Annotated in this window: 24 protein-coding genes and 1 other annotated feature; of the genes, 23 read left to right on the top strand and 1 reads right to left on the bottom strand. The window is 43.3% G+C overall.

The window, feature by feature from the left end; translation table 11 throughout:
* Positions 1-81: 81 nt before the first annotated feature.
* Positions 82-1,197, top strand: a complete 1,116-nt coding sequence (locus EAL2_RS13360; RefSeq protein ID WP_025436858.1) for a YkvI family membrane protein — start codon at positions 82-84, stop codon at positions 1,195-1,197.
* Positions 1,198-1,504: 307 nt separating this feature from the next.
* Positions 1,505-2,536: an NADPH dehydrogenase NamA gene (gene namA, locus EAL2_RS13355; RefSeq protein WP_025436857.1), complete on the top strand. Its 1,032-nt coding sequence runs from the start codon at positions 1,505-1,507 to the stop codon at positions 2,534-2,536.
* An 85-nt stretch (positions 2,537-2,621) separates the two neighbouring features.
* Here the strand turns inward: namA and EAL2_RS13350 are convergent, their stop codons facing one another.
* Positions 2,622-3,347 carry an MEDS domain-containing protein gene (locus tag EAL2_RS13350; protein WP_025436856.1) on the bottom strand — a complete coding sequence of 242 codons (726 nt, stop codon included), beginning with the start codon at positions 3,345-3,347 and terminating at the stop codon, positions 2,622-2,624.
* Positions 3,348-3,799: 452 nt separating this feature from the next.
* Between EAL2_RS13350 and EAL2_RS13345 the strand changes: the two genes are divergently transcribed.
* The 21 genes from EAL2_RS13345 to EAL2_RS13255 all read left to right on the top strand — a co-directional run bounded on the left by EAL2_RS13345 (position 3,800) and on the right by EAL2_RS13255 (position 26,196).
* On the top strand, positions 3,800-3,997 hold the full coding sequence (locus EAL2_RS13345; protein WP_025436855.1) for a 4Fe-4S dicluster domain-containing protein: 198 nt from the start codon (positions 3,800-3,802) through the stop codon (positions 3,995-3,997).
* A 27-nt stretch (positions 3,998-4,024) separates the two neighbouring features.
* Complete coding sequence (locus EAL2_RS13340; protein WP_025436854.1) at positions 4,025-5,083, top strand: 2-ketoisovalerate ferredoxin oxidoreductase; 1,059 nt, start codon at positions 4,025-4,027, stop codon at positions 5,081-5,083.
* A gap of 2 nt (positions 5,084-5,085) precedes the next feature.
* Positions 5,086-5,826, top strand: a complete 741-nt coding sequence (locus EAL2_RS13335; RefSeq protein ID WP_025436853.1) for a thiamine pyrophosphate-dependent enzyme — start codon at positions 5,086-5,088, stop codon at positions 5,824-5,826.
* 1 nt (position 5,827) lies between these two features.
* A complete protein-coding gene (locus tag EAL2_RS13330) occupies positions 5,828-6,364 on the top strand; it encodes a 2-oxoacid:acceptor oxidoreductase family protein (protein WP_025436852.1) in 537 nt (178 codons plus the stop codon).
* 250 nt (positions 6,365-6,614) lie between these two features.
* Positions 6,615-7,904: an MFS transporter gene (locus EAL2_RS13325; protein WP_025436851.1), complete on the top strand. Its 1,290-nt coding sequence runs from the start codon at positions 6,615-6,617 to the stop codon at positions 7,902-7,904.
* Positions 7,905-8,076: 172 nt separating this feature from the next.
* Positions 8,077-9,351: a cation:proton antiporter gene (locus tag EAL2_RS13320; protein WP_025436850.1), complete on the top strand. Its 1,275-nt coding sequence runs from the start codon at positions 8,077-8,079 to the stop codon at positions 9,349-9,351.
* Positions 9,352-9,748: 397 nt separating this feature from the next.
* On the top strand, positions 9,749-10,813 hold the full coding sequence (gene buk, locus EAL2_RS13315; RefSeq protein WP_025436849.1) for a butyrate kinase: 1,065 nt from the start codon (positions 9,749-9,751) through the stop codon (positions 10,811-10,813).
* 160 nt (positions 10,814-10,973) lie between these two features.
* Positions 10,974-11,870 (top strand): bifunctional enoyl-CoA hydratase/phosphate acetyltransferase, encoded by an 897-nt coding sequence (locus EAL2_RS13310; protein ID WP_025436848.1) that lies wholly within the window; start codon positions 10,974-10,976, stop codon positions 11,868-11,870.
* A 36-nt stretch (positions 11,871-11,906) separates the two neighbouring features.
* Complete coding sequence (locus EAL2_RS13305) at positions 11,907-13,103, top strand: aminotransferase-like domain-containing protein (RefSeq protein WP_025436847.1); 1,197 nt, start codon at positions 11,907-11,909, stop codon at positions 13,101-13,103.
* An 83-nt stretch (positions 13,104-13,186) separates the two neighbouring features.
* Positions 13,187-13,960, top strand: coding sequence for an IclR family transcriptional regulator (locus tag EAL2_RS13300; RefSeq protein WP_025436846.1), 774 nt, complete (start codon positions 13,187-13,189; stop codon positions 13,958-13,960).
* Between the two features lie 124 nt (positions 13,961-14,084).
* Positions 14,085-15,512 carry a Na+/H+ antiporter NhaC gene (nhaC, locus tag EAL2_RS13295; RefSeq protein WP_025436845.1) on the top strand — a complete coding sequence of 476 codons (1,428 nt, stop codon included), beginning with the start codon at positions 14,085-14,087 and terminating at the stop codon, positions 15,510-15,512.
* A gap of 234 nt (positions 15,513-15,746) precedes the next feature.
* Positions 15,747-16,187, top strand: coding sequence for a MarR family winged helix-turn-helix transcriptional regulator (locus EAL2_RS13290; RefSeq protein ID WP_025436844.1), 441 nt, complete (start codon positions 15,747-15,749; stop codon positions 16,185-16,187).
* Between the two features lie 42 nt (positions 16,188-16,229).
* The gene (locus EAL2_RS13285; protein ID WP_025436843.1) at positions 16,230-17,963 is read left to right on the top strand and encodes an ABC transporter ATP-binding protein; all 1,734 of its coding nucleotides are present in this window, start codon (positions 16,230-16,232) and stop codon (positions 17,961-17,963) included.
* A 26-nt stretch (positions 17,964-17,989) separates the two neighbouring features.
* On the top strand, positions 17,990-19,807 hold the full coding sequence (locus tag EAL2_RS13280; protein WP_084481402.1) for an ABC transporter ATP-binding protein: 1,818 nt from the start codon (positions 17,990-17,992) through the stop codon (positions 19,805-19,807).
* A gap of 28 nt (positions 19,808-19,835) precedes the next feature.
* Positions 19,836-20,477, top strand: a complete 642-nt coding sequence (locus EAL2_RS13275; protein WP_041693225.1) for an HlyD family secretion protein — start codon at positions 19,836-19,838, stop codon at positions 20,475-20,477.
* Positions 20,478-20,499: 22 nt separating this feature from the next.
* A complete protein-coding gene (locus EAL2_RS13270; protein ID WP_025436840.1) occupies positions 20,500-21,501 on the top strand; it encodes an HlyD family secretion protein in 1,002 nt (333 codons plus the stop codon).
* 129 nt (positions 21,502-21,630) lie between these two features.
* Positions 21,631-21,866, top strand: a binding site (T-box leader).
* A gap of 113 nt (positions 21,867-21,979) precedes the next feature.
* Complete coding sequence (locus tag EAL2_RS15590; RefSeq protein WP_158408947.1) at positions 21,980-22,153, top strand: hypothetical protein; 174 nt, start codon at positions 21,980-21,982, stop codon at positions 22,151-22,153.
* A gap of 62 nt (positions 22,154-22,215) precedes the next feature.
* Positions 22,216-22,380 carry a hypothetical protein gene (locus EAL2_RS15585; RefSeq protein ID WP_158408946.1) on the top strand — a complete coding sequence of 55 codons (165 nt, stop codon included), beginning with the start codon at positions 22,216-22,218 and terminating at the stop codon, positions 22,378-22,380.
* 266 nt (positions 22,381-22,646) lie between these two features.
* Entirely contained in the window at positions 22,647-23,768 is a 1,122-nt protein-coding gene (tnpB, locus tag EAL2_RS13265; RefSeq protein WP_025436839.1) for an IS200/IS605 family element RNA-guided endonuclease TnpB, read from the top strand.
* Positions 23,769-24,181: 413 nt separating this feature from the next.
* Positions 24,182-25,021 (top strand): exodeoxyribonuclease III, encoded by an 840-nt coding sequence (locus EAL2_RS13260; RefSeq protein WP_025436838.1) that lies wholly within the window; start codon positions 24,182-24,184, stop codon positions 25,019-25,021.
* A gap of 236 nt (positions 25,022-25,257) precedes the next feature.
* Positions 25,258-26,196: a TRM11 family SAM-dependent methyltransferase gene (locus tag EAL2_RS13255; RefSeq protein WP_025436837.1), complete on the top strand. Its 939-nt coding sequence runs from the start codon at positions 25,258-25,260 to the stop codon at positions 26,194-26,196.
* Positions 26,197-26,216: the final 20 nt, after the last annotated feature.

Genomic DNA, 26,216 nt, shown 5'->3' with positions numbered 1-26,216 from the left:
TATAACATACAGAAACTGCTGCATATTTGCTGCAAGTAAAAATTAATGCCTTGACTCACACCAAGGAGGGAGAGGATATTTATGGATGCATCAAAAGTCAATGTCAAACAGGTGGCCACGTATGCCGGAGCCTTTATAGCATTTCTAATAGGCTCGGGATTTGCAACAGGACAGGAAATTATGCAGTACTTTACAGCATATGGATACATGGGTGTGCTGGGCTCTGTAGTAGTTTTTCTCTTGTTCCTGTATGTAGGCATTAGTTTCATAATGGCTGGCTATAACAACAAGTTTGAAAAAAGAAGCGACATATATCCATATTATTGCGGAAAGACAATCGGAACATTTTATGACTATTTCTCTACGCTATTCATATACATGTCTTTTATCGTAATGATTGGCGGCGCGGGTGCAACGGTGCAGCAGCAATACGGACTTCCGGTAGCGGTGGGCGGAATAGGAATGGCTATACTTGCTGTGAGCACCGTTGTATTCGGACTTGGCAAAATAGTAGATGTAATAGGCAAGATAGGACCTACAATTGCAGTGATGGCAATAACCCTGGGAATTATTTCGATATTCAAAAATCCTGAGGGCCTTGCTACAGCAAACGAGGTGATTCCTAAGCTCAATCTGCTCAAGGCTTCTAGCAACTGGCTGTTTGCAGCAGGTTCATACGTTGGTTTCTGTATGCTATGGCTGGCGACCTTTATGTCGGCTATGGGCGCAGGCGCAAGCAGCAAGAAGGAAGCAACAATGGGCGCAATATTCGGAGCAATCGGATTCTCGGCGGCTGTAATAGTGGTAGCCCTTGGGCTTATGGCGAACGTTGAGCAGGTGGCGGGATCCAAAATACCATCTCTTATACTAGCCGGCAACATACATCCTGTTGTAGCGCTTATATTCTCTGTGACAGTTGTAGCGGGAATTTATACTACATCAGTGCCACTCTTATGGACTGTTACAGCAAGGATAGCTGATGAAAAGAGCAGCAAATTCAAGACTGCGGCAATAGTGCTTGCCATAATAGGAGCTTTTGTAGGACTCAAGGTGCCCTTTGACAGGCTGGTTAACATTATCTATGTAATAAACGGATATGTAGGCATATTCCTGCTGGTGCTAATGATAATAAAAGATGTAAAAACTGTGGGCGCATCGAAAGTTGCCGAGCAGGTAGCTGTCAGCGAGGAAGCCTAAATCAAGATGTTTTAACTTCTCTGCAAAACAATTCCCAAGCGCATATTTTAATAAAACGCATATTGACCCCGTTTGCGGCAGCAGAACACTCCCGCAGGCGGGGTTTTGATTTTGAAAACAGAGCTTGTTGAGATGCATATATGCCCTAATAGCGCTTAGATGAATGTATCAAGTATTAGCAGACGTGTTGGATATATATTGTATTGGGTAAAATAAAAAAGGGAATACTATAATGGATATTATATTTGAGTTGTTCAGATGGGAAAAAATATTGAGTGCAATTCGGATAATGATATGGAGGTGGCTTATGAACAGGATTTTTTCACCCATAACAATTAAAAATCTTCACATAAGAAACAGAATAATGATGGCGCCTATGTGCATGTACAGCTCGAATGAAAATGGTTATGCGAACGAGTGGCACTTTACGCACTATGAGACAAGGGCAATAGGCGGTGTGGGCCTTGTTATGGTCGAAGCCACGGCCGTGGAAAGCAGGGGCAGGATAACCGGCGAGGACCTTGGCATTTGGGATGATTCCCAAATTGAGGGATTAAGCGAGATAGTACGAAGGGTCAAACGGAACGGATCCAAAATAGGCATACAGCTGGCGCACGCAGGCAGAAAGTGCGAAGCGAAAGGCGAGGACATAATAGCGCCCTCCCCCATAAAATTCGATTCGCACAGCCTGACATACAAAAGACCAAGGAAAATGGAACTGGATGATATCGAGGAGGTTTTCGAAGCATTCAGGCAGGCTGCTGAAAGAGCTTTGGCTGTGGGTTTTGACATAATAGAAATACACGGCGCACACGGCTACCTGATAAACCAATTTCTCTCGCCTGTCACAAACGAGAGAACAGACGAATATGGCGGGAGCGTCGAAAATAGGGCGGCTTTCCTAAGGGAGATAGTAAAAAGGGCAAAGCTGTCTTGGCCGGATGATAAGCCCGTGTGCCTGCGTGTATCGGCAGAGGAGTATTGCGAAGCTGGAAACCGACCACATGATGTGGCTGACATTATAAACCTTGTAAAGGGCGAAGGCATAGACATAGTCAATGTGAGCTCAGGAGGGCTTGTTAGCGCGCCTGTGCCTGCATACGAAGGTTACCAGACAAGATTTGCCGAGACTATAAAGCGGCTTACGGGTCTGCCTGTGATTTCAGGAGGTCTAATAAGCAAACCATCCATGGCGGATGAAATAATCAGAAACGAAAGGGCTGACATGGTGTTTTTTGGCAGGGAGCTGCTCAGGAATCCGTACTGGCCGCTTCAGGCCTCCAAGGAATTGGGCGATGAGCTTGAATACTGGCCGGAGCAGTACTTGAGGGCGAGATAATTCATATCGGAAAAATCCAATAAAAAACCGTTTACGAACATATTTCTATGTCTGTAAACGGTTTTTATTTCATATTTAATTAATATTAATCAATATCCATGTTTCCCAGAATATGAGTGTGAGTATTAACTGACTCACGCATTACATCTTCATCGATATATTTTCTGGTTGTAACATAGTCGTATGAATCGTAAATGCAAAGTATCGATATCTCCTTGTCTGCAACCATTTCGGTAAGGGCAAGCTCAAACTCAAGAAAATCAGATTTTGAAGTTCTTTTCATGGCGTACGATGGCTGACCAATCCATCGTATACCGCTAAACCCCCTGTTTTTGGCATCATTCACGAATTCGTCTACCTTGTTTTTAAGAACCGATATGCCGCGCTCCTTGTTTAGCATTATCATTTCCTCTACCGGGTATAAATAAATGCTCTCACTTGGGATGTTCAAACGCTGCAGAAGTGCCATGAGTTTGTCGAAAACCTCCGTCTCCATAGAAAGAAAAACGAGTTCATTTTTTCTGACGCCGCTTGCTATATAACTGCACATGTTCATAATAAGGTGTGACAGACCATAATAGTAAAACGATATATGACATCCGAAAATGCTATTTCCGCTTGAATTTGCTATCGAATCCCTTCTTGTCTTGCAGTTTGTACATTCTGCAGTATACCTTTCTATATCCCCGCTAAGCTGAACTATTTCCGGATCCATCAGATCCCCTTTTCTTTCAAATATCAGGTGGTCGAGCTTCACTTCCATCTTTCTTATGTCTTCGTTTAGCTGGCACCTAATGCAGTTGTATTTCAATTTTATGCACCCCTTAGAGTTCTTTGTGAAAATCAATTGACAAGTTTGCGTGATTGTACTTGCTGTTATCAAATTAAACTTACAATATAATTTTATCCACATTTTCGATGGTTCAATCTTTTTTTTGAATGCTCAGGCAATTTCCGTGACATATAGCATTTATAGGCAGTTGCGGATTGAATTATTCTGTGTTTTGACGTTTTACGTAATTATACAAAGCAAGCATTCAATTGCTGTATGTTATTAATAGATTCGACAATGTGAATATTATAATAATTTTCAAAAAGTTTCAGAAAAGATGTTGACGACGAATAAAAACGGGTGTAGAATTGTCTTAAATAAAAAATAGAACAATGTTCCGAAGAACAGAACAAAACAATTAAGTTCTTACAACTCTACATCAGGTTCATGTTTGATCAAACATACTGTATAGAAATGGAGGGAATATCGTAATGAAGGTAAAGGTTGATGCAATAAGATGCAAGCAGTGCGAGCTTTGCGCGGCAAACTGCCCTAAAAAAGCCATAACATTTTCTGAGGAAATAAACGAGTTTGGTTATCAAACTGTAGTTGTGGATCATGAAAAATGCATAGGCTGCGGCATATGCTATACTATGTGTCCTGACGGCGTATATGAAATTCTAGGATAGTAATAACAATTAAGGAGGCATTATAACATGGGTGACATGATTAAAGGCAACGAAGCTATAGCTGAAGCCGCAGTAAGGGCTGGCGCGAGACTATATGCGGGATATCCGATAACTCCATCGACCGAGATAATGGAATATCTTTCGTGGCGCATGCCGGAAATTGGCGGTACTTTTGTGCAGGCCGAAAGTGAGCTTGCTGGAATAAACATGGTAGTAGGCGGGGCAGCATGCGGTGTTAGAAGCTTTACAGCATCATCTGGTCCGGGAATGAGCCTTAAGCAGGAAGGTATTACTCAGCTTTACGATGAAGAATTGGCAGCTGTTGTGATAAATGTTGTAAGATATGGAAATGGAATAGGAACTCTTCACACTGCCCAGTGCGACTATCTTAGAGAAACGAGGGGTGGCGGAAACGGCGACTACAGAACCATAGTTCTTTGTCCTGAAAGCATACAAGAGGCAGTCGATCTTACTGGACTTGCATTTGACCTTGCAGAAAAATACAGAACAGTGGCTACACTTATGACAGAAGGCGCTCTAGGACAAATGATGGAGCCTTGCGAGCTTCCTGAGTTCAAGGAAGTCAAAAGACAGCCATGGGGCTTCGACGGAAAATACTCATACAAGAAAGTTGGCATATTCGACAGGGATTCAATGAAAGAAGCGGTGCTCTTGAATGAAAAGCACGATTTAATCAAAGCAAACGAGCAAAGATGGGAAGATGGAGACATTGAGGATGCTGATTATGTATTTGTCGCTTACGGGCTACCAGGAAGATCTACTAAGGGCGCTGTCGAGCAGCTTAAGGCTCAGGGTCACAAGGTGGGCTTCATAAGACCAATAATAGCTTGGCCGTTCCCGGAAAACGCTTTCGCAAAGGTTAATCCAAATGTCAAAGGTTTTATAACGGTTGAAGCAAATGCAACAGGACAGCTAGTGGACGATGTGGCGCTTACAGTTAAAAAGTCAATGAAATCGGACATACCAGTTTACTGCCTGCCATACGTATATGGAATACCAGCCATGAAAGCTATTCAAGAGGATTTTGTTAAAATCGCGGCTGGCGAAATTAAGGAGGTATACTAGTCATGGCTAAATCTAAAAAAATCGCTGAAATAGCTAAGAAAACTTCATCGTTCTGCCCAGGCTGCGGACACGGTGTGGTAATCCGGCTGATAACAGAGTGTCTGGAAGAACTCGGTCAGGACAAAAACATCATATTCGGAATAGGTGTAGGCTGCTCGAGCCTTCTAGGCGGCGTGCTTGAAACAGACAGACTTCACTGTCTTCACGGACGTGCGGGAGCTGTTTGCACAAGCATGAAAAGAGTAAATCCTGACAATATAGTAGTGGCATATCAGGGTGACGGCGATGCATACAGCATTGGACTTGCAGAGACTACAAGTGCTGCATACAGAAATGAGAAGTTCACAGCAATACTAGTCAACAATACTAACTATGGTATGACTGGCGGTCAAATGAGCAATACTACAATGCCGGGACAAAAGACTACAACTTCTCCAATGGGAAGAGACTGTGCTATAACTGGAAATCCAATAAAATTTCCAGAGCTCGTTGCAGATCAGTTCAACGCGGCATACGTAGCAAGGGGAGCTGTCAACACGCCGGCAAATATAAACAAGCTTAAAGGCTATATCAAGAATGCCCTTGAGGCCCAAATAAACGGCGAAGGCTATTCTGTAGTTGAAGTGCTTTCACCATGCCCGACAAACTGGGGAATGTCGCCGCTTAAGGCAATGGAGAGAATAGAAAATGAACTCATTCCTTACTACCCATTGGGTGAATTCAAGACTAGGGAGGTAAAATAGCATGAGAGAAATCGTATTTGCAGGCTCGGGAGGCCAGGGAGTTCTGACATCGGGACTAGTTATCTCTCAAATAGCAGTGCATAAGGGAGCAAACGCTACATGGATGCCATCATACGGCTCGGCAATGAGGGGCGGAACTGCAAACTGTACGGTTAAATACGGAGAAGGCATAATTTACAATCCGTCTCAGGAACAACCAAATGTGCTTCTTGCAATGAATGTGCCATCTTTTAATAAATTTATAAATACAGTAGCTCCGGGTGGAACCGTAATTGTAAACAGCGACCTTGTCACATGCGATATTAATGTGAGAAGCGACGTCAAGGTAATAGAGGTTCCCTGCTCGAGGCTGGCTAAGGAAATAAACCATCCAAAGGGAGCAAACATAATAATGGCGGGTGTCATCGTCAAGGCAACAGGTGACTTCACTGAAGAAGAAGGATTAAACGGCATGAACGACATGTTCAGAAAAAAAGGCAAGGAAAAATTCGAAGAAATGAATACCAAGGCATTCAAGGCTGGCTATAATTTCATATAACCCGCATTAATTTGAAGCAAATGAATGAGTTGGGCATTTCGCTGGAGTAAAAAGAAAAGACCGATTTTTCTTGCAATGAAAGCGGAACTTGATTCCGGCAGATAGAACTTCTGCATGATTATTAAAAATGCACGCAGTGCACATTTGCAGTTGAGACGTAGAAAGTTATGGTTGCTAAAGCATTTTTTTCAAATGTATTGTAGAAAAAATTGTATTTGAATTTTGAGAGATTGATTTTGGAGGGGATAATATGAATAAGAAACTTAAGCTTATGCTGACTTTGTTGGCGCTTGGTTCATGCTGGTCAATAGTTTACCTGATCCCGTTTATACAATATGTTTTTTATGACCCATTTCAAGAAATGCTCGGTGTCAGCAACGCTCAACTGGGGTTCCTTATAACTATCTACGGACTTGGAAACTTCTACGGCTGTCCTCTTGGCGGCTGGATAGCTGACAGATTCAATTACAAGAAGGTGTATGTTGGTTCTGCGATATTAAATGGTATTTTCGGAATCGCATTTGTAATGAATCCGACTTATTCGTTCGCACTGATAATGTGGGTTGGCTTCTCGATAGCAAGCCTTGTAATGAACTACCCTGCACACATAAAAATTGTAAGGAATCTTGTTGGAGATGAAGATCAGGGCAAGATATTCGGAATGAACGAATCTATAATAGGTATTTGGAACATAGTTTTCAACGCGGTCATGATGTTTCTGTTTGCACGTTTCCTTGAAGGTACTGCAGGACTTAAGGCAGCGCTTATGGGACTTAGCATAATGTCTCTTCTTGTTGCAATACCGGTATGGATGATGCTTGATGATCCGGAAAAAGCAAAGGCTGAAAGAGAAAAAGACTCAGGAGAAAAAGAGCAGGTACACAAGCTTGGCTTGTCTGACTACATTCATATAGCAAAGAGCCCTGCAACATGGCTTATAGCATTCTCGATATTCTCAATATACTCCTATCTGACTACTATGACATACTTTACTCCGTATTTCACGGATGTACTGGGCGCCAGCGTTGCATTTGCCGGCTGGGTGGCAATAGTTAGAACTTATGTCATGACGCTTATAGGCGCGCCACTTGGCGGATTCCTAACAGACAAGGTGAAATCGTCCGCAAAGGTGCTTCTGGGCGTAAATCTTGTTGGACTTGCGGGAATGGCGCTTATGCTTAATCTTGGCAAAGGAACGCCGGTTTGGATACTGATTGCTCTTACTCTGGTAATGGCACTTTCGGTATACATGGGAAGGGGATCATACTATGCAGTAATAACAGAGCTTAACGTTCCAAAGAAATACACGGCTTCTACAATAGGAATGGCTGCTGTTATTGGATTCTCTCCTGACATGTTCCAGTTCGTGCTTTACGGAAACTGGCTTGATAAGTTTGAAAACGTTGGATACACGTACATGTTCATGTACCAGATGGGTGTTCTTGCAGTTGGAGCAGTTTCGGCTATACTAGTTCTGAAATTAAAAAACAGGAAGCCTAAGGCCGTTCAATCAACTGTGTCAGGCGAAATAGCCGGTTAGTTAGAGGCAGCAGTATGAGATAAAGCGACATCCAACTTAATAAGGTATAACCCCATTTTAAAAGGCACCTTCGGCCAAAACGTAATTGGCTGAAGGTGTCTTATATAATACAAAGTAATTCATTATAATATGACAACAACATGAAGTCATAGCCATTTCGGAGGTGATTAAAATGGAAAATTCATTAATTGCATCTACAGACAGCATATTGTCTCTGTTTGCAGTTGTTTTAGTTACAGGAATGACATTTGGAAAGCTAAGTGGTATTGTAAAGCTTCCAGATGTCGTGCTGTTCCTAATGGGCGGGATAATACTTGGCCCCTATGTTTTGAATCTCGTGGGCACGGACGTCTCGCCTATTGGAAATCATCTGCTGCTAACGTTCGGCTCTGCTTTCATACTTTATGACGGTGGCAGAGAGATAAGGTTGAAGGTGCTAAACAGTGTAAAAATCACTGTAGGGCTTTTGGCTATAATAGGTTTGGCAATATCGGCAGTTCTTACCGGATACGCCGTGCAGGAAGTGTTTAATATAAATATGCTGTACGCATTGCTGCTAGGGGCGGTTATTGCATCGACGGATCCCGCAACGCTTGTTCCGGTATTCAAGTGCATAACACTAAGGGAAAAGGTAAAACAGACAGTAATAAGTGAGTCTGCATTCAACGACGCCGCAGGTGCGATACTCGTTTTTTCCATAATAGCCACTATCCAAAACGGAACATTTTCTCTGGGAGGAAGCATAAAGCAGCTTGGAATAATGATGGCTGGTGGGATATTAGTAGGAGTAGCTGTAGGAATGGTCCTATCTCATGTGATTTCAGACAAGAAGTTCGGATTCCTGCATGAATACGCCCCGCTTGTGTCGATATTTGCGGTTATAATATCGTATATACTCGCTGAAAAATTTCATGGCAGCGGATATATGGCTGCATTCGTCACAGGTCTTGTGTGCGGCAACAAGTCGACGTTTGGATTAGTCGTTCCCCCAAGCTCGTCGCTTGTACAGACTCATGTCAGAGAAACCCTTTCAACGCTCATGAGGATGTCTATATTTATAATGCTTGGTACACAGGTGGACTTTGTAGCACTTGCGATGTATTGGAAACAGTCACTATTGATAGTATTCCTGCTTATGTTCGTGTTCAGGCCTTTGTCGGTGCTCGTCTGCACGCTTCCTGACAGGAAAGCAAAATGGACATTCAGGGAGATACTCTTTTTAATGTGGGTGAGGGAGACGGGCGTAATACCTGCTGCACTTTCCGGAATGATAGTCTCAATGCACCTTCCCCATAGCGACGTAATATCTTCTGTCGTTTTTATGACGATATTAATAACGCTTACAGTGCAGGCAAGTACGACAAAAATATTTGCAAAGAGTCTGGATCTGCTGGAAGATGAAAGCTGTCTTGCTCAGTCAAATTATGCTCTGGAAAAGCTTATTTAAACAATTCTGCGCGGGGTATCATACTGAAAACTTCAGAAAAATTCAAATCATATTGACATTCAAAATGGAAAGATATAAAATAAAAACAACAATAAAGGAACGATGTTCTATTAAGCAGAACTAAAAATTCTATAAATTGCCATTGTAGAATCCAAAAGTTTTCTTCCCTATACAGAAACAAATATTCGCTTAATAGTATCACAGCTCACCAGGCGTTTTTCTCATATATTGATCCAGAAATGGTTTTAAATATTCTAAGTGCATTGGGCGAGCGTGAATGTTATTTTTTATACAAAATTAGCAGAACATCGTTCCGAAATAAAATTATCTGATTACAACTTCATTTTATAGAAACTTGAATAGACACTTAAAAATGAACATTAGGGAGGAATATGACATGAAAATACTTACAATCAATCCGGGTGGGACATCTACAAAGATAGCTGTATTTGAAGACGAAAATATGATAATGAAAAAATCAATAGTGCACACGGCTGAAGATCTTGCCCCGTTCAAGACGGTATTTGATGAGTACGGCTACAGGATGGAGCTGATTGTGAATTCTCTGGCGGAGGCCGACATAGATCCCAAATTACTTTCGGCTGTTGTTGGAAGGGGTGGGCTTCTTAAGCCTATTGAAGGCGGCACATACAGCATAAACGACTATATGATAAACGATGTCAAGAATGCAGTAAATGGAGAGCATGCCTCAAATCTTGGATGCGTACTTGCCAAATCTATAGCAGACACAGTCGGAATTCCTTCATTTGTTGTGGATCCGGTTTCGGTGGACGAATTCATGCCAGAAGCCAGAATAACAGGCATAAAGGACTTGGAAAAGGCAAGCTGGCTGCATGCTCTGAACCAAAAGGCGGTGGCTAGAAAAGTTGCCGAAGAGCTTGACAGAAACTACAGCGACCTCAATTTCGTTGTGGCTCACCTTGGCTCAGGAATATCGATAGCGGCCCACAGGAAAGGAAAAATGATAGACGGAGGCGGTGGAAGGGTTGACGGACCGTTTTCGCCAGAAAGAAGCGGTGGACTTCCGGCTTATCCTCTTATAGATCTTTGTTTTTCGGGAAAGTATAGCCACAAAGAAATGGTTGCGAAGGTAAGCAGTATAGGTGGGATGTATGACTACCTTGGAACTAAGGACATGATAAAAATTGTTGAAATGTACAACGAAGGCGACGAAACGGCTGTGAACGTTCTGAACGCATTCGTATTGCAGACAGCAAGGGAAATAGGAGCCTATGCTGCGGTGCTCGATGGCAAGGTCGACAGAATTATAATAACAGGGGGCATAGCGTATTCAAATGAAATCGTCGAGATGCTCAAAAAGAAAGTACTCTTCATAGCGCCTGTGGCAGTAGTCCCCGGAGAAGAGGAAATGGAAGCCCTCATGCTTGGAGCAAAAAGGGTGCTAAGTGGACAGGAAGAGGCCAAAGAATATCCAATGTAAGCACAAACAAAGTTGACAATATAGATTCGCATTTGAATTCGGACGGCTTATGCTGCAGGATATCTGGGTGTGAATCTATTGTTTGATAAGTTTCATATAAATGCTTCAAACTATAAATTATGAAATGTTGCACAAAATTCAACGAAAGAAGGTGTATTAGTTGTTTAGGAACTTTGAAGAAGTTTTAAGCATAGCAAAGCAAAGAGGTCCTTTCAAGGTTAGTATTGCGGCAGCACATGATCGCGAAGTGCTAGAGACTGTAAAGATGGCAAGCGACATGGGACTCATAACGCCAATACTTGTTGGAGACGCAATAAAAATAGAATCGATTTCGAAAGAGATAGGTCTTGGCGAAATGCCGATTGTAGATGCATCTGATGAGGCAGAGGCAGCTCAGCAGGCCGCACTGCTAGTGAAAAACGGGGAAGCTCAGATTCTAATGAAAGGCTTTGTAAACACAAGCATATTCATGAAGGCAGTACTAAACAAGGAGACGGGCCTTCGAAGCGGACGCCTGCTCAGCCACATGGCGGCATACGAGATACCGGGTCACAGCAAGATAGTTTTCTGCACAGACAGCGGAATAAACGTTGCACCCACTCAGGAACAAAAAAAGGATATACTCACTAATGCTCTAATGGCAATAAAAGCTATGGGCATTGAAAAGCCCAAGGTAGCTGCGCTGGCAGCAAACGAGATGGTTGACCCAAAGATACCGGCAACGGTGGATGCAAGAGCGCTTGTGGAGATGCAAGAGCGCGGCGAGATTCCAAAGTGCATCATAGAAGGACCTATGGCCATGGACGTAGCCTGCAGCAGCGAAGCGGCGCACCACAAGGGCATAGAAAGCAAGGTTGCCGGTGATGTGGATCTCTTCTTTTGCCCTGCAATAGAGGTTGGAAACGTGCTTGGAAAATCTTGGCTCTACTTCAACAAGGCCAAATGGGCCGGCATAGTGCTGGGGGCAACTAATCCGATAATACTCGGTTCAAGAAGCGATACGGCCGAAATAAAACTGAATTCGGTTGCGATGGCCTGCCTAAGTTGCGGAGCCTAAACAGATCATAAAATACTTTCGGAGGTGCTGGTTATCATGATATTTGCTGACAGAATGGACGAGGTTAAGGCATCAGCCATAAGAGCAGTTGGAAAAATAATTGCCCAAAAGAAAGGAGTAATATCTTTTGCAGCAGGACTGCCAGATCCTACTCTTTTTCCTTTCGATGAAATGCATGCTGTAACAGACAAGCTTTTAAAGGAAGATGCCATGGTGGCGCTTCAGTATGGACCTACCCAGGGACACGGACCGCTCCTTGAGAAGCTATGCACGCTGCTAAAGGAAAGAGACAATGTGGATGCCAAGTCTGAAAACCTTATAATAACTACAGGATCTCAGCAGGGAATATCTTTCTGCTCTATGATAATGCTCAATCCCGGAGATGTCGTAATCACTGAGAATCCAAGCTATCTTGGAGCTATAAACGCATTCAGGCCTTATCAGTGCAATTTTGTAGGCGTTGACATCGACGAAGACGGAATGATAATGGAGGACCTTGAAAAGGCGCTTCAGGAAAACCCTAACACTAAGATGATATACGTTATACCTAACTTCCAAAACCCTACAGGGAAAACGTGGTCAAAGGAAAGATGCGAAAAGCTGATTGAGCTTGCAAACAAATACGATGTTATTGTAATAGAGGACGATCCGTACGGACAGCTAAGGTTCAGGGGAGAAAGCGTGCCGACTCTCAAGTCTATGGATACGCAGGAGAGGGTAATATCGCTCGGCTCATTCTCGAAGGTTTTGTGTCCGGGTCTTAGGGTTGCATGGATGTGCGGATCCAAAGATATGATTGAAAAGGTCGAACTTTTAAAACAGGGGGCAGATCTTCAGTGCAACCAGCTTGCTCAGATGCAGGTGTTGGAATTCCTCAATAATTATGACTTCGAAAAGCACATAGACAAGATAAGAACGGCGTACGGCAATAAGTGCCAGCTTATGCTCGACACAATGAAGGCTGAGTTCCCGCCGGAGGCTAAATATACAGAGCCTGAAGGAGGAATGTTTGTATGGGTGGAGCTCCCGGGACATATCGACACAACTGAGCTTTTAAACAAGGCGATAGAAAGCAATGTTGCCTTCGTGCCTGGAGAGTCATTCTATCCGCTGTGTGACTGCAAAAGCTCCTTAAGACTAAATTTCACAACGGTTTCCGAAGAGAACATAGTGGAAGGAATCAAGATTCTAGGATCCGTTTTAAAAGAAGAGATAAAAAGCAGCCAGGCTTAATGCGATTGAAAAGACAAAAGTTATTGAGCGCCCAGCTATGGTATAATTATTAAAAAAAACTCAAAAGGAGATCAAGATAATTTATGAACACTGATATTATCAACTCAGTAGACAGGGCTCTTGATATACTGATACTTTTATACCGCGAGCAAAGAGAAATGGGCGTTACTGAAATATCCAACGGACTTGGAGTTTACAAAAGCACGGTTCATAGAACGCTTGCCACACTTGAAAATAAGGGTTTTGTGCAGCAAAATTCCGAAAGCGGCAAATACTGGCTTGGAATAAAGCTATATGCGATAGGCATGCTCGTAGGCGAAAAAATGCCTCTGAAAGAGACAATACAGCCGTATGCAAAGGAGCTTTCGGACAGGTTTGGTGAGGTCGTCAATGTTTCAATACTAGACACTACGACATACGAATATCCAAAGACGATACTGATAATAAAGGAAGAAAAGCAGGGACAGATGCTTACGGTGAGACCGTCGCTCGGCTCTATAAGCGAACCTCACACAGCGGCAGTCGGAAAATGTCTATTGGCTTATTCCGACGAGGCTACGGTCGCCAGGATGAAATCTGCCGATTTTGACGGGACTACCGATACTTCGATTAAAAATTGGGAACAGCTTTGCAAAGAGCTTGAAAAAGTCAGAGAACAAGGATATGCGATTGACAACGAAGAGGCTGAAGCGGGACTTACATGTGTCGCAGCGCCTATTCTTGGAAAAAACAACGAAGCCATAGCTGCGATAAGCGTTTCTGGGCCAACTTCAAGGATAAATGCGCCGGGAATGTTTGACAAGATATTGGCTGGAGTCAAAGAAACAGCAGTAAAAATCAGCAAAAAACTCAGGTAAAAAACAATGAATTTCACAGTGTTCTTGGGCATTTGCGCTCATGCCAATATGCCCGGGAATACTGGCATGATATCCTATCCCTGTGAATATTCACAGTTCTAGCAAAGCGGAAGGGAGACTGCACATGGAAAACGATACCACGGCAAAAAAACCCTCGCTTTTATTTGCTCTGACCTTTACTTTTCTCATAGCATTAACACTCATGGGCGGACTTTTGGTGTTTAATGCCAACATGCATGCGCTGCTGTTCATATGCATAATAATAGCCGCTGCAGCATCGAAAATACTGGGTCATTGCTGGTCTGATATAGAGCATAGCATGGTGCACGGAGTATCAAAGGCCATAGGCGCTTTGTTTTTCTTTTTTCTGATAGGCATGGCGATGGGTACATGGCTTCAAAGCGGTACAGTCCCAGCCTTGATATATTATGGGCTGGACATACTAAGCCCTAAATTTTTCCTGCCTGCAGGGCTTGTTATATCCAGCATAGCTGCTATTGCCACAGGCAGCTCATGGAGTACAGCCGGAACGGTTGGGGTGGCTCTTATGGGCATAGGAATGGGAATGGGGATTCCTGCTCCTTTGATTGCAGGCATGGTTATATCGGGAGCATTCTTTGGAGACAAGATGTCGCCGCTTTCCGATACAACTAACCTCAGTCCCGCAATAGCCGGAGCAAACCTGTACGACCACATTACGGCCATGCTTTACACGACAATACCCGCATATGTTTGCGCGCTGGCCGCTTACTGCGTCATGGGCATTAAATACGCGAATTCAAGCCTGGATGTCGAAAAGATAAGTCAGATACAAAATGCTATAGGAAGCTCGTTCAATTTGAATCTTGTGGTTTTCCTGCCTCTTGTCATTGTTTTGGTTTTGAGCCTGGCTAAGTTTCCGGCCATACCAAGTCTTACTGCAGGTATAGTGTCTTCAATACCTGTTGCTATGTTCCTGCAGGGTGTGCCGTTTGTTGAAGCGCTGAGTGTGCTAAACTATGGTTTTACATTCAGCAGTGGCATAGAGGTTGTAGATACGCTTCTCAACCGCGGCGGAATACAAGGCATGATGTGGACATTTTCACTTGCGATACTCGCGCTTAGTCTTGGCGGAATTCTGACGGAAAGCAGAATAATGGATGTCATAATAGAAAGAATGCTAGTAAGAATTCACAATCCCAAATACCTGCCGGGCCTTACAATTGTAACTACAACTGTACTGAATGCAATAATGGGAGAGCAGTATATGAGCATAGTCCTCTCGGGGCAGCTCTACAAGGACGCATATCCAAAAGCAGGCCTTCAGCCCAGGATGCTTTCTAGAGCGCTTGAAGAGGGAGGCACGTTGACGTCCGGACTCTATCCCTGGACTACGTGCGGAGCTTTCATGTCCGGGGCGCTGGGAGTTTCAGCCGCCCAGTATGCGCCGTATGCAATACTCAATTGGTTGAACCCTCTGTTTGGGATAATCTTCCCAATACTGGGATACAGCCTGCTGACGGTCGAAATGCAGAAAAAAAAATCTATTAATGCATGTGCCAAATCTTCATAGAAACGATACTAATCTCATAAACTTCCCTTGTTATAAACAGCTTATAAAATATAGCTGTTTATAACGAGGGGAGTTTTTTTATGGAAAGCATCTGGAATAGGCTTGTTTTATATTGACAATAAAAAGGAGCAGACATATAATGTTAACTATGTTATTAGTTAATTAACTTAATGATTAATGAGACTAAATCAAAATGTCCATATGAATCAAATAAAAGTGAGAGGGTGAGCAAACATGGATATGAGCAATGCCTATAAAATAGTACAAATAATGCAGAAATTTCAAAAGAGCACAGCCAACCTGAAAAACATAATCGACATGCCGCGCAGCGAGTTCATGATGCTAAAGCTTATAAAAGCAAACACAAAAGATAATGACGGAGTTACAGTCTCCATGATTAGCGAGCTTCTTGAAATAAGCAAACCGGCGGTTTCACAGATGATAAACGTGCTCGAGGAAAAGGGGTTAGTAGACCGGATTACAACAAAAAAAGACAGAAGAGTAGTGTATGTGAAACTTACGGATGCAGGAGTGCAGAGTCTGAAAAAAGCCATGGAGAGCTACATGACCAACATCAATGGGATTTTCGAAAAAATGGGCGAAGAGGATACAGCTGAATTCCTGCGCCTCCTTGAAAAATTCTACATTATAGCAAGTGAGGATGAAAACAGCTGATTAAGCAACAGGTAGAATTTCAACAAGAGATGAGGTATTAAAGTGATAAAGTTAGCAAGATATTTAAAGCCCTACATAGGAATGCTCCTGTGCGCAGTGGTGCTGCTGCTTGTGCAGGCCATATGCGACCTGGCGCTGCCGGATTACATGGCCGACATTGTAAATACAGGAGTAATGTCGGGCGATCGGAATTTCATACTCAAAACTGGAGTCGTTATGATACTAGTGACTCTTCTTGGAACTACAGCGTCAGTTACTGTGGGATATTTTGCGGCGCTCATAGCCGCAAGCGTGGCTCGAGATCTGCGCCTTGACATATTTAAGAAAGTTTCGAGTTTTTCAAATGCAGAGTTCGACCAGTTCTCTACGGCGTCGCTTATTACTCGTACGACAAATGACATCTCCCAGGTTCAAAACGTGCTGGTAATGATGGTAAGACTAGTGTTTTACGCTCCAATACTGGGAGTGGGAGGAATCATAAAGGCGATTTCGAGCAGCGCTTCGATGTCTTGGGTAATAGGAGTCGCTGTAATATGTCTTGTTGGCGTAATAATGGTGTTGTTTTCAATCGTAATGCCCAAGTTCAAACTTGTGCAGAAGCTTGTAGACAGGCTGAATCTCGTGACGCGCGAAAACATAGAGGGAATGCTCGTAATAAGGGCGTTCAATACGCAGCGGTTCGAGGAAGCCAGGCTTGACAGGGCAAATTCGGATCTCACCTCTACAAACCTGTTTGTAAACCGCGTCATGGCAATGATGATGCCGGCAATGATGCTAATTATGAACCTGGTCACAGTAATAATTGTGTGGGTCGGGGCAAAGCAGGTATCCTCGTTCAACATGGATATAGGTGACATGATGGCATACATGCAGTACGCCATACAGATAATAATGGCATTCCTCATGATGTCGATGATGTTCATTATGGTTCCAAGGGCATCCGTGTCGGCGGAACGGGTAGCTGAAGTGCTCGCCACAGAGCTGAGCATACTCGACGAGGAAAAACCTGCAGAGTTTGGCAAGGAGTTCGATTCAACTATCGAGTTTCGAAATGTGAGCTTCTGCTATCCCGGAGGGCAGGATAATGTGCTCCACAATCTGAGCTTCACCGCAAGGGCAGGAGAGACGACGGCCATAATAGGCTCGACCGGAAGCGGGAAGTCCACCCTAGTCAATCTGGCGCTCAGGTTCTACGACGTCACAAGCGGTCAGATACTAATCGACGGCAAGGATGTACGCAGTGTGTCAAGGAAAAGCCTGCGCAAGAAGATAGGCTATGTGCCGCAAAAGAGCAGCCTTTTTTCAGGAACTATAAAGTCAAATCTCTATTACGCAGACAAGAATTCAACAATGGACAACATAGAAAAAGCTGCATTTGTGGCGCAGGCCACCGAATTCATAAGCTCCAAGGAAGATGGCTATGATTCGATAATCGCGCAGGGCGGAACCAACGTGTCGGGAGGCCAGAAGCAAAGGCTGTCAATAGCTAGAGCGCTCGTGAAGAATGCCCCTATATATATATTCGACGACAGCTTTTCTGCTCTCGATTTGAAAACAGACAGAAAGCTGAGGGAGGCGCTCAGGAGGGAAACGGGTGAGAGCACAATCCTCCTGGTGGCGCAGCGCGTCGGCACAATAATGGATGCAGAGCAGATAATAGTGCTGGACAATGGCTATATAGTAGGGCTGGGTACCCACAGCGAGCTTTTAAAAAGCTGCGAGGTGTATCAGCAGATAGCGTATTCTCAGCTTAGCGAGGAGGAGTTGTCAAGGTGAGTAAGGACAAGCAACATTCAGGTCCTATGCCGCGAATGGGCCTAGGCTCTCCTGGTGGCGGTGGCAAGGCTAAGGATTTTGAAAAGACTATAGCCAGCCTGTGGGCATACCTGAAGGAATATAAAATATCAATATACATGGTCGTGATTTTTGCATTATTTTCAACCGTATTCTCAATAGTAGGTCCTAAGCTGCTTGGCAAGGTTACAACAAAACTGGTCGAAGGGCTCCTGGCCTGGCATGCCGGAACGGGACTGCTCACCGATTTTGACTATATAGGCAGGATGATAGGCATTCTGATTGCGCTCTATATCATATCCGCTGTATGCCAGTATGTGCAAAGCTACATAATGTCAAAAGTGGCGATGGATGTCACCTACAATCTGCGCAGAGACATATCCCTCAAAATGAACAAGATACCGCTCAACTACTATGACACAAGGACTCACGGAGAGATACTCTCGCGAATCACAAACGACGTTGACACTGTAAGCCAGACGCTCAACCAGAGCCTTACGCAGATAATAACTTCTGTGACAAGCATAATAGGCGTGCTTGCAATGATGCTCTCCATAAGCTGGATAATGACTTTTGCGGCGCTCCTTGTAATACCCTCGTCGCTTGCAATAGTCGCAGTAATAGTGAAGCGGTCACAGGGATTTTTCAAGCAGCAGATGGAGTCTATAGGCGAGATCAATGGACATGTCGAGGAAATGTACGGCGGACACAGCATAGTTCATGCGTTCAACGGCGAGGAGGAATCGGTCGAGAAATTCGAAGGGATCAACGACAAGCTATACTCGTCAGCCTGGAAATCGCAATTCATATCCGGAATGATGCAGCCTATAATGATGTTTGTTGGAAATTTCGGATACGTAGTTGTCAGCATTCTCGGCGGCTACCTGGCTGTCAAAAAGATGGTCGAGATAGGAGACATACAGGCGTTCATACAGTACATGAGATCCTTCACTCAGCCTATTGCACAGCTGGCGGCAGTTTCTGCAACGCTTCAGTCTACAGTGGCTTCGGCAGAGCGTGTATTCGAATTCCTGAACGAGGAGGAGGAGACGCCTGAAACCACATCGCCGCTGCAAGGCGAGAGCTTCCACGGTGATGTGGCATTTGAAAATGTAAGCTTCGGATACACTAAGGAAAAGACTATAATCAACAATTTCTCAGCCAGCATAAAGGCTGGCCAGAAGGTGGCTATAGTGGGGCCTACCGGGGCAGGCAAGACAACGATCGTAAAGCTGCTTATGAGATTTTATGACATAAACTCGGGAAGGATAACAATAGACGGCAATGACATCTTTGAATTTACGCGCAACGACCTGCGCGAAATGTTCGGCATGGTGCTCCAGGAAACATGGCTTTACAATGCTTCCATAATGGAGAACATACGGTATGGATGCTTCGATGCGACGGACGAGCAGGTGATAGAGGCTGCAAAGGCTGCCCACTGCCACGAATTCATACATGCGCTGCCTGACGGCTATGACATGATACTAAACGAAGAGGCAAGCAACATATCGCAGGGCCAAAAACAGCTCTTCACAATAGCAAGGGTCATACTTGCAAACCCCAAGATTCTCATACTCGATGAGGCGACAAGCTCCGTTGACACAAGGACGGAGATTCTCATACAAAAGGCGATGAACCACCTTATGAGCAGCAGGACAAGCTTTGTAATCGCCCACAGGCTATCGACAATAAAGGACGCGGACCTGATTCTGGTGATGAAAGACGGAGACATAATAGAACAGGGCAGTCACGATGAGCTTTTATTGCAGAAAGGCTTCTATGCGGATCTTTACAACAGCCAGTTTTCGGAAGGCGAGGAATAAACTAAATTTGGAAGGATGATACTTGAGTATGAATGACATGAAAAAACATCAAAACAAGATATTCATTGGCCTGGCCATCGTCATAATGGCGGGAGTGGGCGTGTGGTTTTACTTCTACTGGCAGGGCAGCACATATTACAAGACAGACAACGCAAAGGTGAGCGCAGAGCTGAGAACGGTGGCCTCTCTAAGCAGCGGCCGGATTGTTAAGCTTAATGTTTCGGAAGGTGACATTGTGAAAGAAAACCAGGTAATAGGAAGGTTAAACAGCGGAGCATATCTTAGATCGCCTATAGACGGAGAGGTTGTAAAGCTAAACGTCGTGTTAAACCAGGTGATATCCCCATCAACAGTTGCAGCTGTAATAGCGCAGACGAGCGATATATATGTCGGAGCCAACATCGAGGAGACTGGAATAACAAAGATAAATGAGCAGCAGGAAGTGGTTGTTCAGCTCGATGCATATCCTGGAAAAAAATTCAAAGGCCACATAGAGGAGATAGACCAGGTTACTCAGGCGGCCCTTTCAGGGAATGCCACAAGCTTCAGCACAAGCGGCACATATACAAAGGTCACCCAGCTTATTCCCGTGAAAATAGTAATAGACGATGATGTGGAGCTAAACGGACTAATAGGCACAAACTCGACAGTCAAGATCAAAATCAAATAACATGAAGGAAGGTACTTTAGTGATGATAAACAAGAATAGATTTGCAAGGCTGGGATGCGTCGCACTGCTTTCTGGAATAATGGTCTTTACTGCGGCGTGCGGGTCAAAAGAGCCTGCCAAGCAGGCGGCCGCAAAGCCAAAAGATGTTCAGGGAGATTATATAGAAGCAGCCGGCAAGGTCACGGCAGGCGAAATAAAGAACATAACGCTTGAATTTCCGGCAATGGTAAATGACGTTCTTGTCGAGGAAGGACAGCACGTGAGCCTGGGCCAGGAGATTATATCGCTTGACATACATGAGATAAGACAGCAGATAGCCGACATGGAGAACAACCTGAAAATAGAAAGGCTTCAACTTGAGAAGCTCATAAGCGGCGATGCAAACAACGGCATTAGGGAGTCAAGCACTCTGTCTACCGCCCAGGAGAGCCTTCGAAGGGCAAACGAGGACCTGAATAAAAAGCAGGCTCTGTATGATGCGGGAGCCATACCTAAAAATGATTTCATAGACGCGCAAAGAAGAGTGTCAGACGCGCAGCAGGCCGTTTCAGACGCGAGCGTATCAAATTCAAACGACTACAAGCTTAGCATAGACATCCAAAGGCAAAGGATATCAACTCTCGAAACGGACTTGAACCAGGAAAGAAGCAAGCTGAGCAAGAGCTATCTACAGGGAAACAGCATAGTGTCTGACATCGCCAACGGAATGGTCCAGGACATAACTCCCGTGGCTGGAGATAACACCCAAAGTGGCAGCAGGCTTCTCAATATTGTAAACATGGATACGCTCGTTGTTGAAGCAGAGGTTCTCGAGGACTTCATAAAGGACGTTAAGCTTGGAGCCAAAGTCGAGATACTTCCGCTTTCAGACTCGGGCAAGCATTATAGGGGCACAGTAAGAAAAATCGCAGAGATGGGCGTTGAAAAGAACGGGGAAACAGTAGTCACAGTCCAGATCTCAATAGACGACATGGACGAGCTAATAAAGCCAAACTTCAATGTGGATGTGAGGATATCAAAGTGAATGCAGGGGCAGAGATTCGTAATCTCTGCCTTGGTTTTAATCTATTTTATAATTTTTCTTAAAAAACCGTTGACATTTATGTGGCCCTAAAATATAATAATACTTGTAAGATAAATGTACAGAATATTCAGAAAAGTTATGACGGAGACAAAAATGCCTCGGCAAGACTATAGAGAGCTAATGGTTGGTGGAAATTAGCGTCATGCGGCATACAATAATCACTCCTGAGCTTCCATTTCGAAATATAGTAGATTTGGACGTACGCCAGCGTTATATGGCTAGGGTTAATTTGACCTGAACGGCGAGGCGGATTTTTAATCCGCAAAGTAGGGTGGTACCGCGAAGCATAAGCTTTCGTCCCTATGGATGTCTTATACACGTTCATAGAGGCGAGCGCTTTTTTTTATCTCTAAATTATCAGAATATTCTGTGTATTCACAATGTCAATCATACTTAATTACTTGGGAGGAATATTATTATGGAAAAGAAATTCGATATGTACTCAGATGAAAAATGTTTCGAGCCTGCTTCTTACAGCGTGGACTTCAGCTCACTTTTTACAAGCGGCAAATCATTCGAGGAAGAGCTTAGAAACGATGTTGTAAACGCACCTGTTAACTTCTTCGGCTGCGGCAGCTTCGAACTTTATTAGTATCCGGCTTTAGTAAACTTACAAGGTTAATTATCTATTTAAAATTTGGGAGGAATAATTTTATGGAAAACGAAAAAAGATATTCAAACGAAAATGCATACGACGTATTCTCTGCTACAGCTGACTACAGCTCTCTTGAGAACGAATCAGGCAATGCTTCAGAGCAAAGATATGAGCTTTCTCAAAACAACTACAACTACTTTGGATGCGGCAGCTTTGAATTCTAAATACTATTAAAGGTGGTGCATTATGGAATCAGACATTGACCTCAACATTAGAATAAATAATTCGCATTAAAAAAGACATCTCACATGGAACATTGGAGATGTCTTTTTTAATGGTTTTATTCATATTAGGGCGAGAATACTCCCACCTCTTTAGGTGGGGGATAAATCGCCTAATGTTTTCAAGTTGTGTTTTTTGTATCTGCTCTAAGGGTATACACATAATAGTAGCAATTAGGCTTATATGTCATACACGGAGGTGAAAAACAATGTTAGTCAATAAGGCATACAAGTTCCGCATATATCCGAATAGCCGCCAACGAGAACTGATAGCCAAAACAATAGGCTGTAGCCGCTTTGTATTCAACTACTTTCTAAATGCTTGGAATGATGTCTATAAGCAAACAGGCAAGGGTATGACATACAACACTTGTTCGGCTCAAATGACTTTGCTCAAAAAAGAGCTTGTATGGCTCAAGGAAGTAGACAGCATAGCCCTGCAATCTTCTCTAAAAAACCTTAGCGATGCCTTTGACCGTTTTTTCAAGAAGCAAAACGATGCTCCACGCTTCAAGTCTAAAAGAAACAAGGTGCAGTCATACACTACAAAATACACCAATGGCAACATAGCTGTAGTAGGCAACAAAATCAAACTGCCTAAGCTTGGGCTTGTTCGTTTCACTAACTCCAAAGAAGTTGAAGGCAGGATTCTGAGTGCCACTGTAAGGCGTAATCCATCGGGCAAATATTTTGTATCTGTGCTTGCTGAAACAAAGGTGCAAGAGCTGCCTAAGTCTGATTCTTCATGCGGAATAGATGTAGGGCTGAAAGATTTCGCCATACTTTCAGATGGCACAGTATACGAAAATCCCAAGTTCTTCAGAACGCTTGAAGCCAAGCTTGCAAGAGAACAACGCATACTATCAAGGCGTGTCAAGTTCTCAAACAATTGGCAAAAGCAAAGAGTCAAAGTTGCAAGACTTCATGAGCATATCGCCAATGCAAGGGCTGACTACCTGCATAAAATCTCTACCGATATAGTCAAAAACCACGACATCATCGGCATAGAAGATTTGCAGATAAGCAACATGCTAAAGAATCATAAACTTGCAAAGGCAATATCCGAAGTGTCTTGGGCGCAATTTAGGACTATGCTTGAATATAAAGCGAACTGGTACGGCAAACAAGTCGTTGCTGTTGCTAAGAACTTCGCTTCAAGCCAACTATGCTCTACTTGCGGTTACAAGAACAAAGACGTTAAGAATCTCTCTGTTAGAGAGTGGACTTGCCCTGAATGCGGCGCAAATCACGACAGGGACCTTAACGCAAGCATAAATCTTAAAAACGAAGCCCTAAGGCTTCTAACCGTGGGGACCACGGGGTTAGCCTAATAATAAACTGCCCGCTAGGGCGGTGTTCTTAGGAATCACCCACTTCAAGCCGTCAGGTTAAGTGGGGGTAGTTCAATTTTACAGAGAGTCAATATTTGGTTATAATAGACATACGGTAAAATGTCAATCACTTAAGGCGAGTGAACAACATACGGTTTAGAGGTTAGTCGGAACATTCCAAGGGTTCAGTCTTTGGCAAGCAGTCACCTTAAAAGGGCCGCAAGGAGGGGCTAGAGCTTCCCGAGTGTTTGATGTCCATAGAAAGATAGTAACATGAAGAACAAGCTTGGTTGTAGGTCTATATTCATAACGGAAAAGAGTTAAGCAAACATTCGATTATCAAGGTACAATTGGCGATTACCAATTTTCATTTGGTAATTCGCCTTTAATCATAGTATACGAGGAGGAGTAATTTGAGATTAATCTCATGGAATATCGATTCATTAAATGCAGCATTAACAAGTGATTCAAATAGGGCGGTGCTTACAAGAAAAGTAATTGATACAATTTTGGAGAAAGATCCAGATGTAATTGCATTGCAAGAAACTAAATTACCCACTAATGGGCCAAGTAAGAAGCAGATGGAACGTTTAGAGGAGAATTTTAAAGGATATTCGTATAAATGGAGAAGTTCTCAGGAACCGGCTAGAAAAGGTTATGCAGGAACTATGTTTTTATATAAAAATAAGTACTCTCCAGAAGTTTTTTATCCTGAGATTCAGGCTCCAGATACTATGGATTCAGAAGGACGGATTATGACTTTAGATTTCGGAGAATTTTATCTTACTCAGGTATATACCCCTAATGCTGGTGATGATCTGAAAAGGTTGAAAGAAAGACAAGTTTGGGATGAAAAGTATGCTGAATATATTCAGAGTCTAGATAAAGAGAAACCAGTTTTAGCAACAGGGGATTATAATGTAGCCCATAGAGAGATAGATTTAGCGAATCCACAAAATAATCGTAGGTCAGCAGGTTTTACAGATGAAGAACGTGAAGGCTTTACAAGTCTGTTAAACAAAGGCTTTACAGATACTTTTCGACATATTCATGGTGATATGACGGGTGTGTATTCGTGGTGGGCACAAAGGGTAAAAACAAGTAAAATAAATAATTCTGGCTGGAGGATTGATTATTGGCTCGTTAGTGATAGGTTAGCTGACAAGGTTGTTAAATCTGAGATGCTAGACTCTGGTGAAAGACAAGATCATACACCAACCATGTTAGAAATTGATTTATATCTAGATAAATAAAACCTGAATTTAGTGTAGTACGGATCGAAAAAATGCGCAAAATCAACTAAACTCGGAAAAAAACATGAAGCCAGGCGATAGTGAGCCAACTGATCCTCAGGATACAAATCTGGAAACATATCACAATGCCTTTCAGAACTATATAGACCAGCACTGAGGCTAAATAGCAGCCATACCAGAAAGTCATTGCATCACGAAAATGAGGCGTCAACTAAAATCTATTTGCTGGAGGAATAATGAAAGACAAGGCATATTTGTACAATCTTAATTATCCGGAATATGAAGAGACTCTTTGCGCAATAGAGGCAAGGACATTATTTAAATCCTCGCCGAAGGAAAAAGTGTTTTTCTCGGATGTGGCAGTAAATCCCTCCATGAGCCCATATATAAAAAATCGACTGGAAATCAGGTATAAGGTGTCAACCTTTGAGGAGCTGTTATTACAGCTGGAGCATGATGAAAACACCACGACAAACTCTGTCATAAAATATTTGAAATTTGCAAGCGGTGACCCCTATGCAGCTAATAGAAAGGCTCTATATAAAGAGCTTTGCGGCAAGTTTAAAACTCCTGAAGGAACTGAACTGCCTCAATTGACTTACGGGATAGCTTTTCATGAGGGCTTCTGGTATTTTGGTGAACTCCTTAGGAATAACAGTTTGTGGCGCGAACACAATAAAAGACCCCACACCTACTCAAATTCCCTAAAGATAAATATGGCAAAGGTACTGATTAATATTGCGGGGCAGGGGGATATCTCCAAGAGTATCATAGATCCTTGCTGCGGAGCAGGCACAGTTTTACTGGAAGGATGCTTTACCGGCTACAGCATGGCGGGTTCTGATATAAATGCAAAAATGGTGAGAAGTGCAAAGCGGAATCTGGGACACTTTGGATATGCAGCTAACGTTGATCAGCAGGCCATTCAAGATATTAGCGAGTATTATGATGTTTCGATTGTGGATTTGCCATACGGTTTATGCAGTAAAATAACAAGAGCAGAGCAAGGAAATATTATTAAAAATGCAAAAAGAATCTCTGATAGAGCAGTGATTGTCTCGTCAGAGGATATTACGACTTTGATTTCCGAAGCGAAGCTTAAAATTATTGATTCCTGCAAAGTAAAAAAAAGCGTGAATAAAGAGTTTACGAGATACATATGGGTTTGTGAATAGGAATATAGGGTGGTGAGGAA

The organism is Peptoclostridium acidaminophilum DSM 3953 (assembly GCF_000597865.1).
Taxonomy (GTDB): Bacteria; Bacillota; Clostridia; order Peptostreptococcales; family Peptostreptococcaceae; genus Peptoclostridium_A; species Peptoclostridium_A acidaminophilum.
This window is presented reverse-complemented; position numbering and strand designations above follow the sequence as displayed.

Bases quoted from the DNA above. Each gene is read 5' to 3' on its own strand.
- EAL2_RS13305 (WP_025436847.1), top strand. From the start codon at position 11,907: ATGATATTTGCTGACAGAATGGACGAGGTTAAGGCATCAGCCATAAGA.
- EAL2_RS13275 (WP_041693225.1), top strand. From the start codon at position 19,836: ATGAATGACATGAAAAAACATCAAAACAAGATATTCATTGGCCTGGCC.
- EAL2_RS13340 (WP_025436854.1), top strand. From the start codon at position 4,025: ATGGGTGACATGATTAAAGGCAACGAAGCTATAGCTGAAGCCGCAGTA.
- tnpB (WP_025436839.1), top strand. From the start codon at position 22,647: ATGTTAGTCAATAAGGCATACAAGTTCCGCATATATCCGAATAGCCGC.
- EAL2_RS13320 (WP_025436850.1), top strand. From the start codon at position 8,077: ATGGAAAATTCATTAATTGCATCTACAGACAGCATATTGTCTCTGTTT.
- EAL2_RS13255 (WP_025436837.1), top strand. From the start codon at position 25,258: ATGAAAGACAAGGCATATTTGTACAATCTTAATTATCCGGAATATGAA.
- namA (WP_025436857.1), top strand. From the start codon at position 1,505: ATGAACAGGATTTTTTCACCCATAACAATTAAAAATCTTCACATAAGA.
- EAL2_RS13360 (WP_025436858.1), top strand. From the start codon at position 82: ATGGATGCATCAAAAGTCAATGTCAAACAGGTGGCCACGTATGCCGGA.
- EAL2_RS15590 (WP_158408947.1), top strand. From the start codon at position 21,980: ATGGAAAAGAAATTCGATATGTACTCAGATGAAAAATGTTTCGAGCCT.
- nhaC (WP_025436845.1), top strand. From the start codon at position 14,085: ATGGAAAACGATACCACGGCAAAAAAACCCTCGCTTTTATTTGCTCTG.
- EAL2_RS15585 (WP_158408946.1), top strand. From the start codon at position 22,216: ATGGAAAACGAAAAAAGATATTCAAACGAAAATGCATACGACGTATTC.
- EAL2_RS13345 (WP_025436855.1), top strand. From the start codon at position 3,800: ATGAAGGTAAAGGTTGATGCAATAAGATGCAAGCAGTGCGAGCTTTGC.
- EAL2_RS13300 (WP_025436846.1), top strand. From the start codon at position 13,187: ATGAACACTGATATTATCAACTCAGTAGACAGGGCTCTTGATATACTG.
- EAL2_RS13280 (WP_084481402.1), top strand. From the start codon at position 17,990: ATGCCGCGAATGGGCCTAGGCTCTCCTGGTGGCGGTGGCAAGGCTAAG.
- EAL2_RS13270 (WP_025436840.1), top strand. From the start codon at position 20,500: ATGATAAACAAGAATAGATTTGCAAGGCTGGGATGCGTCGCACTGCTT.
- EAL2_RS13325 (WP_025436851.1), top strand. From the start codon at position 6,615: ATGAATAAGAAACTTAAGCTTATGCTGACTTTGTTGGCGCTTGGTTCA.
- buk (WP_025436849.1), top strand. From the start codon at position 9,749: ATGAAAATACTTACAATCAATCCGGGTGGGACATCTACAAAGATAGCT.
- EAL2_RS13335 (WP_025436853.1), top strand. From the start codon at position 5,086: ATGGCTAAATCTAAAAAAATCGCTGAAATAGCTAAGAAAACTTCATCG.
- EAL2_RS13330 (WP_025436852.1), top strand. From the start codon at position 5,828: ATGAGAGAAATCGTATTTGCAGGCTCGGGAGGCCAGGGAGTTCTGACA.
- EAL2_RS13290 (WP_025436844.1), top strand. From the start codon at position 15,747: ATGGATATGAGCAATGCCTATAAAATAGTACAAATAATGCAGAAATTT.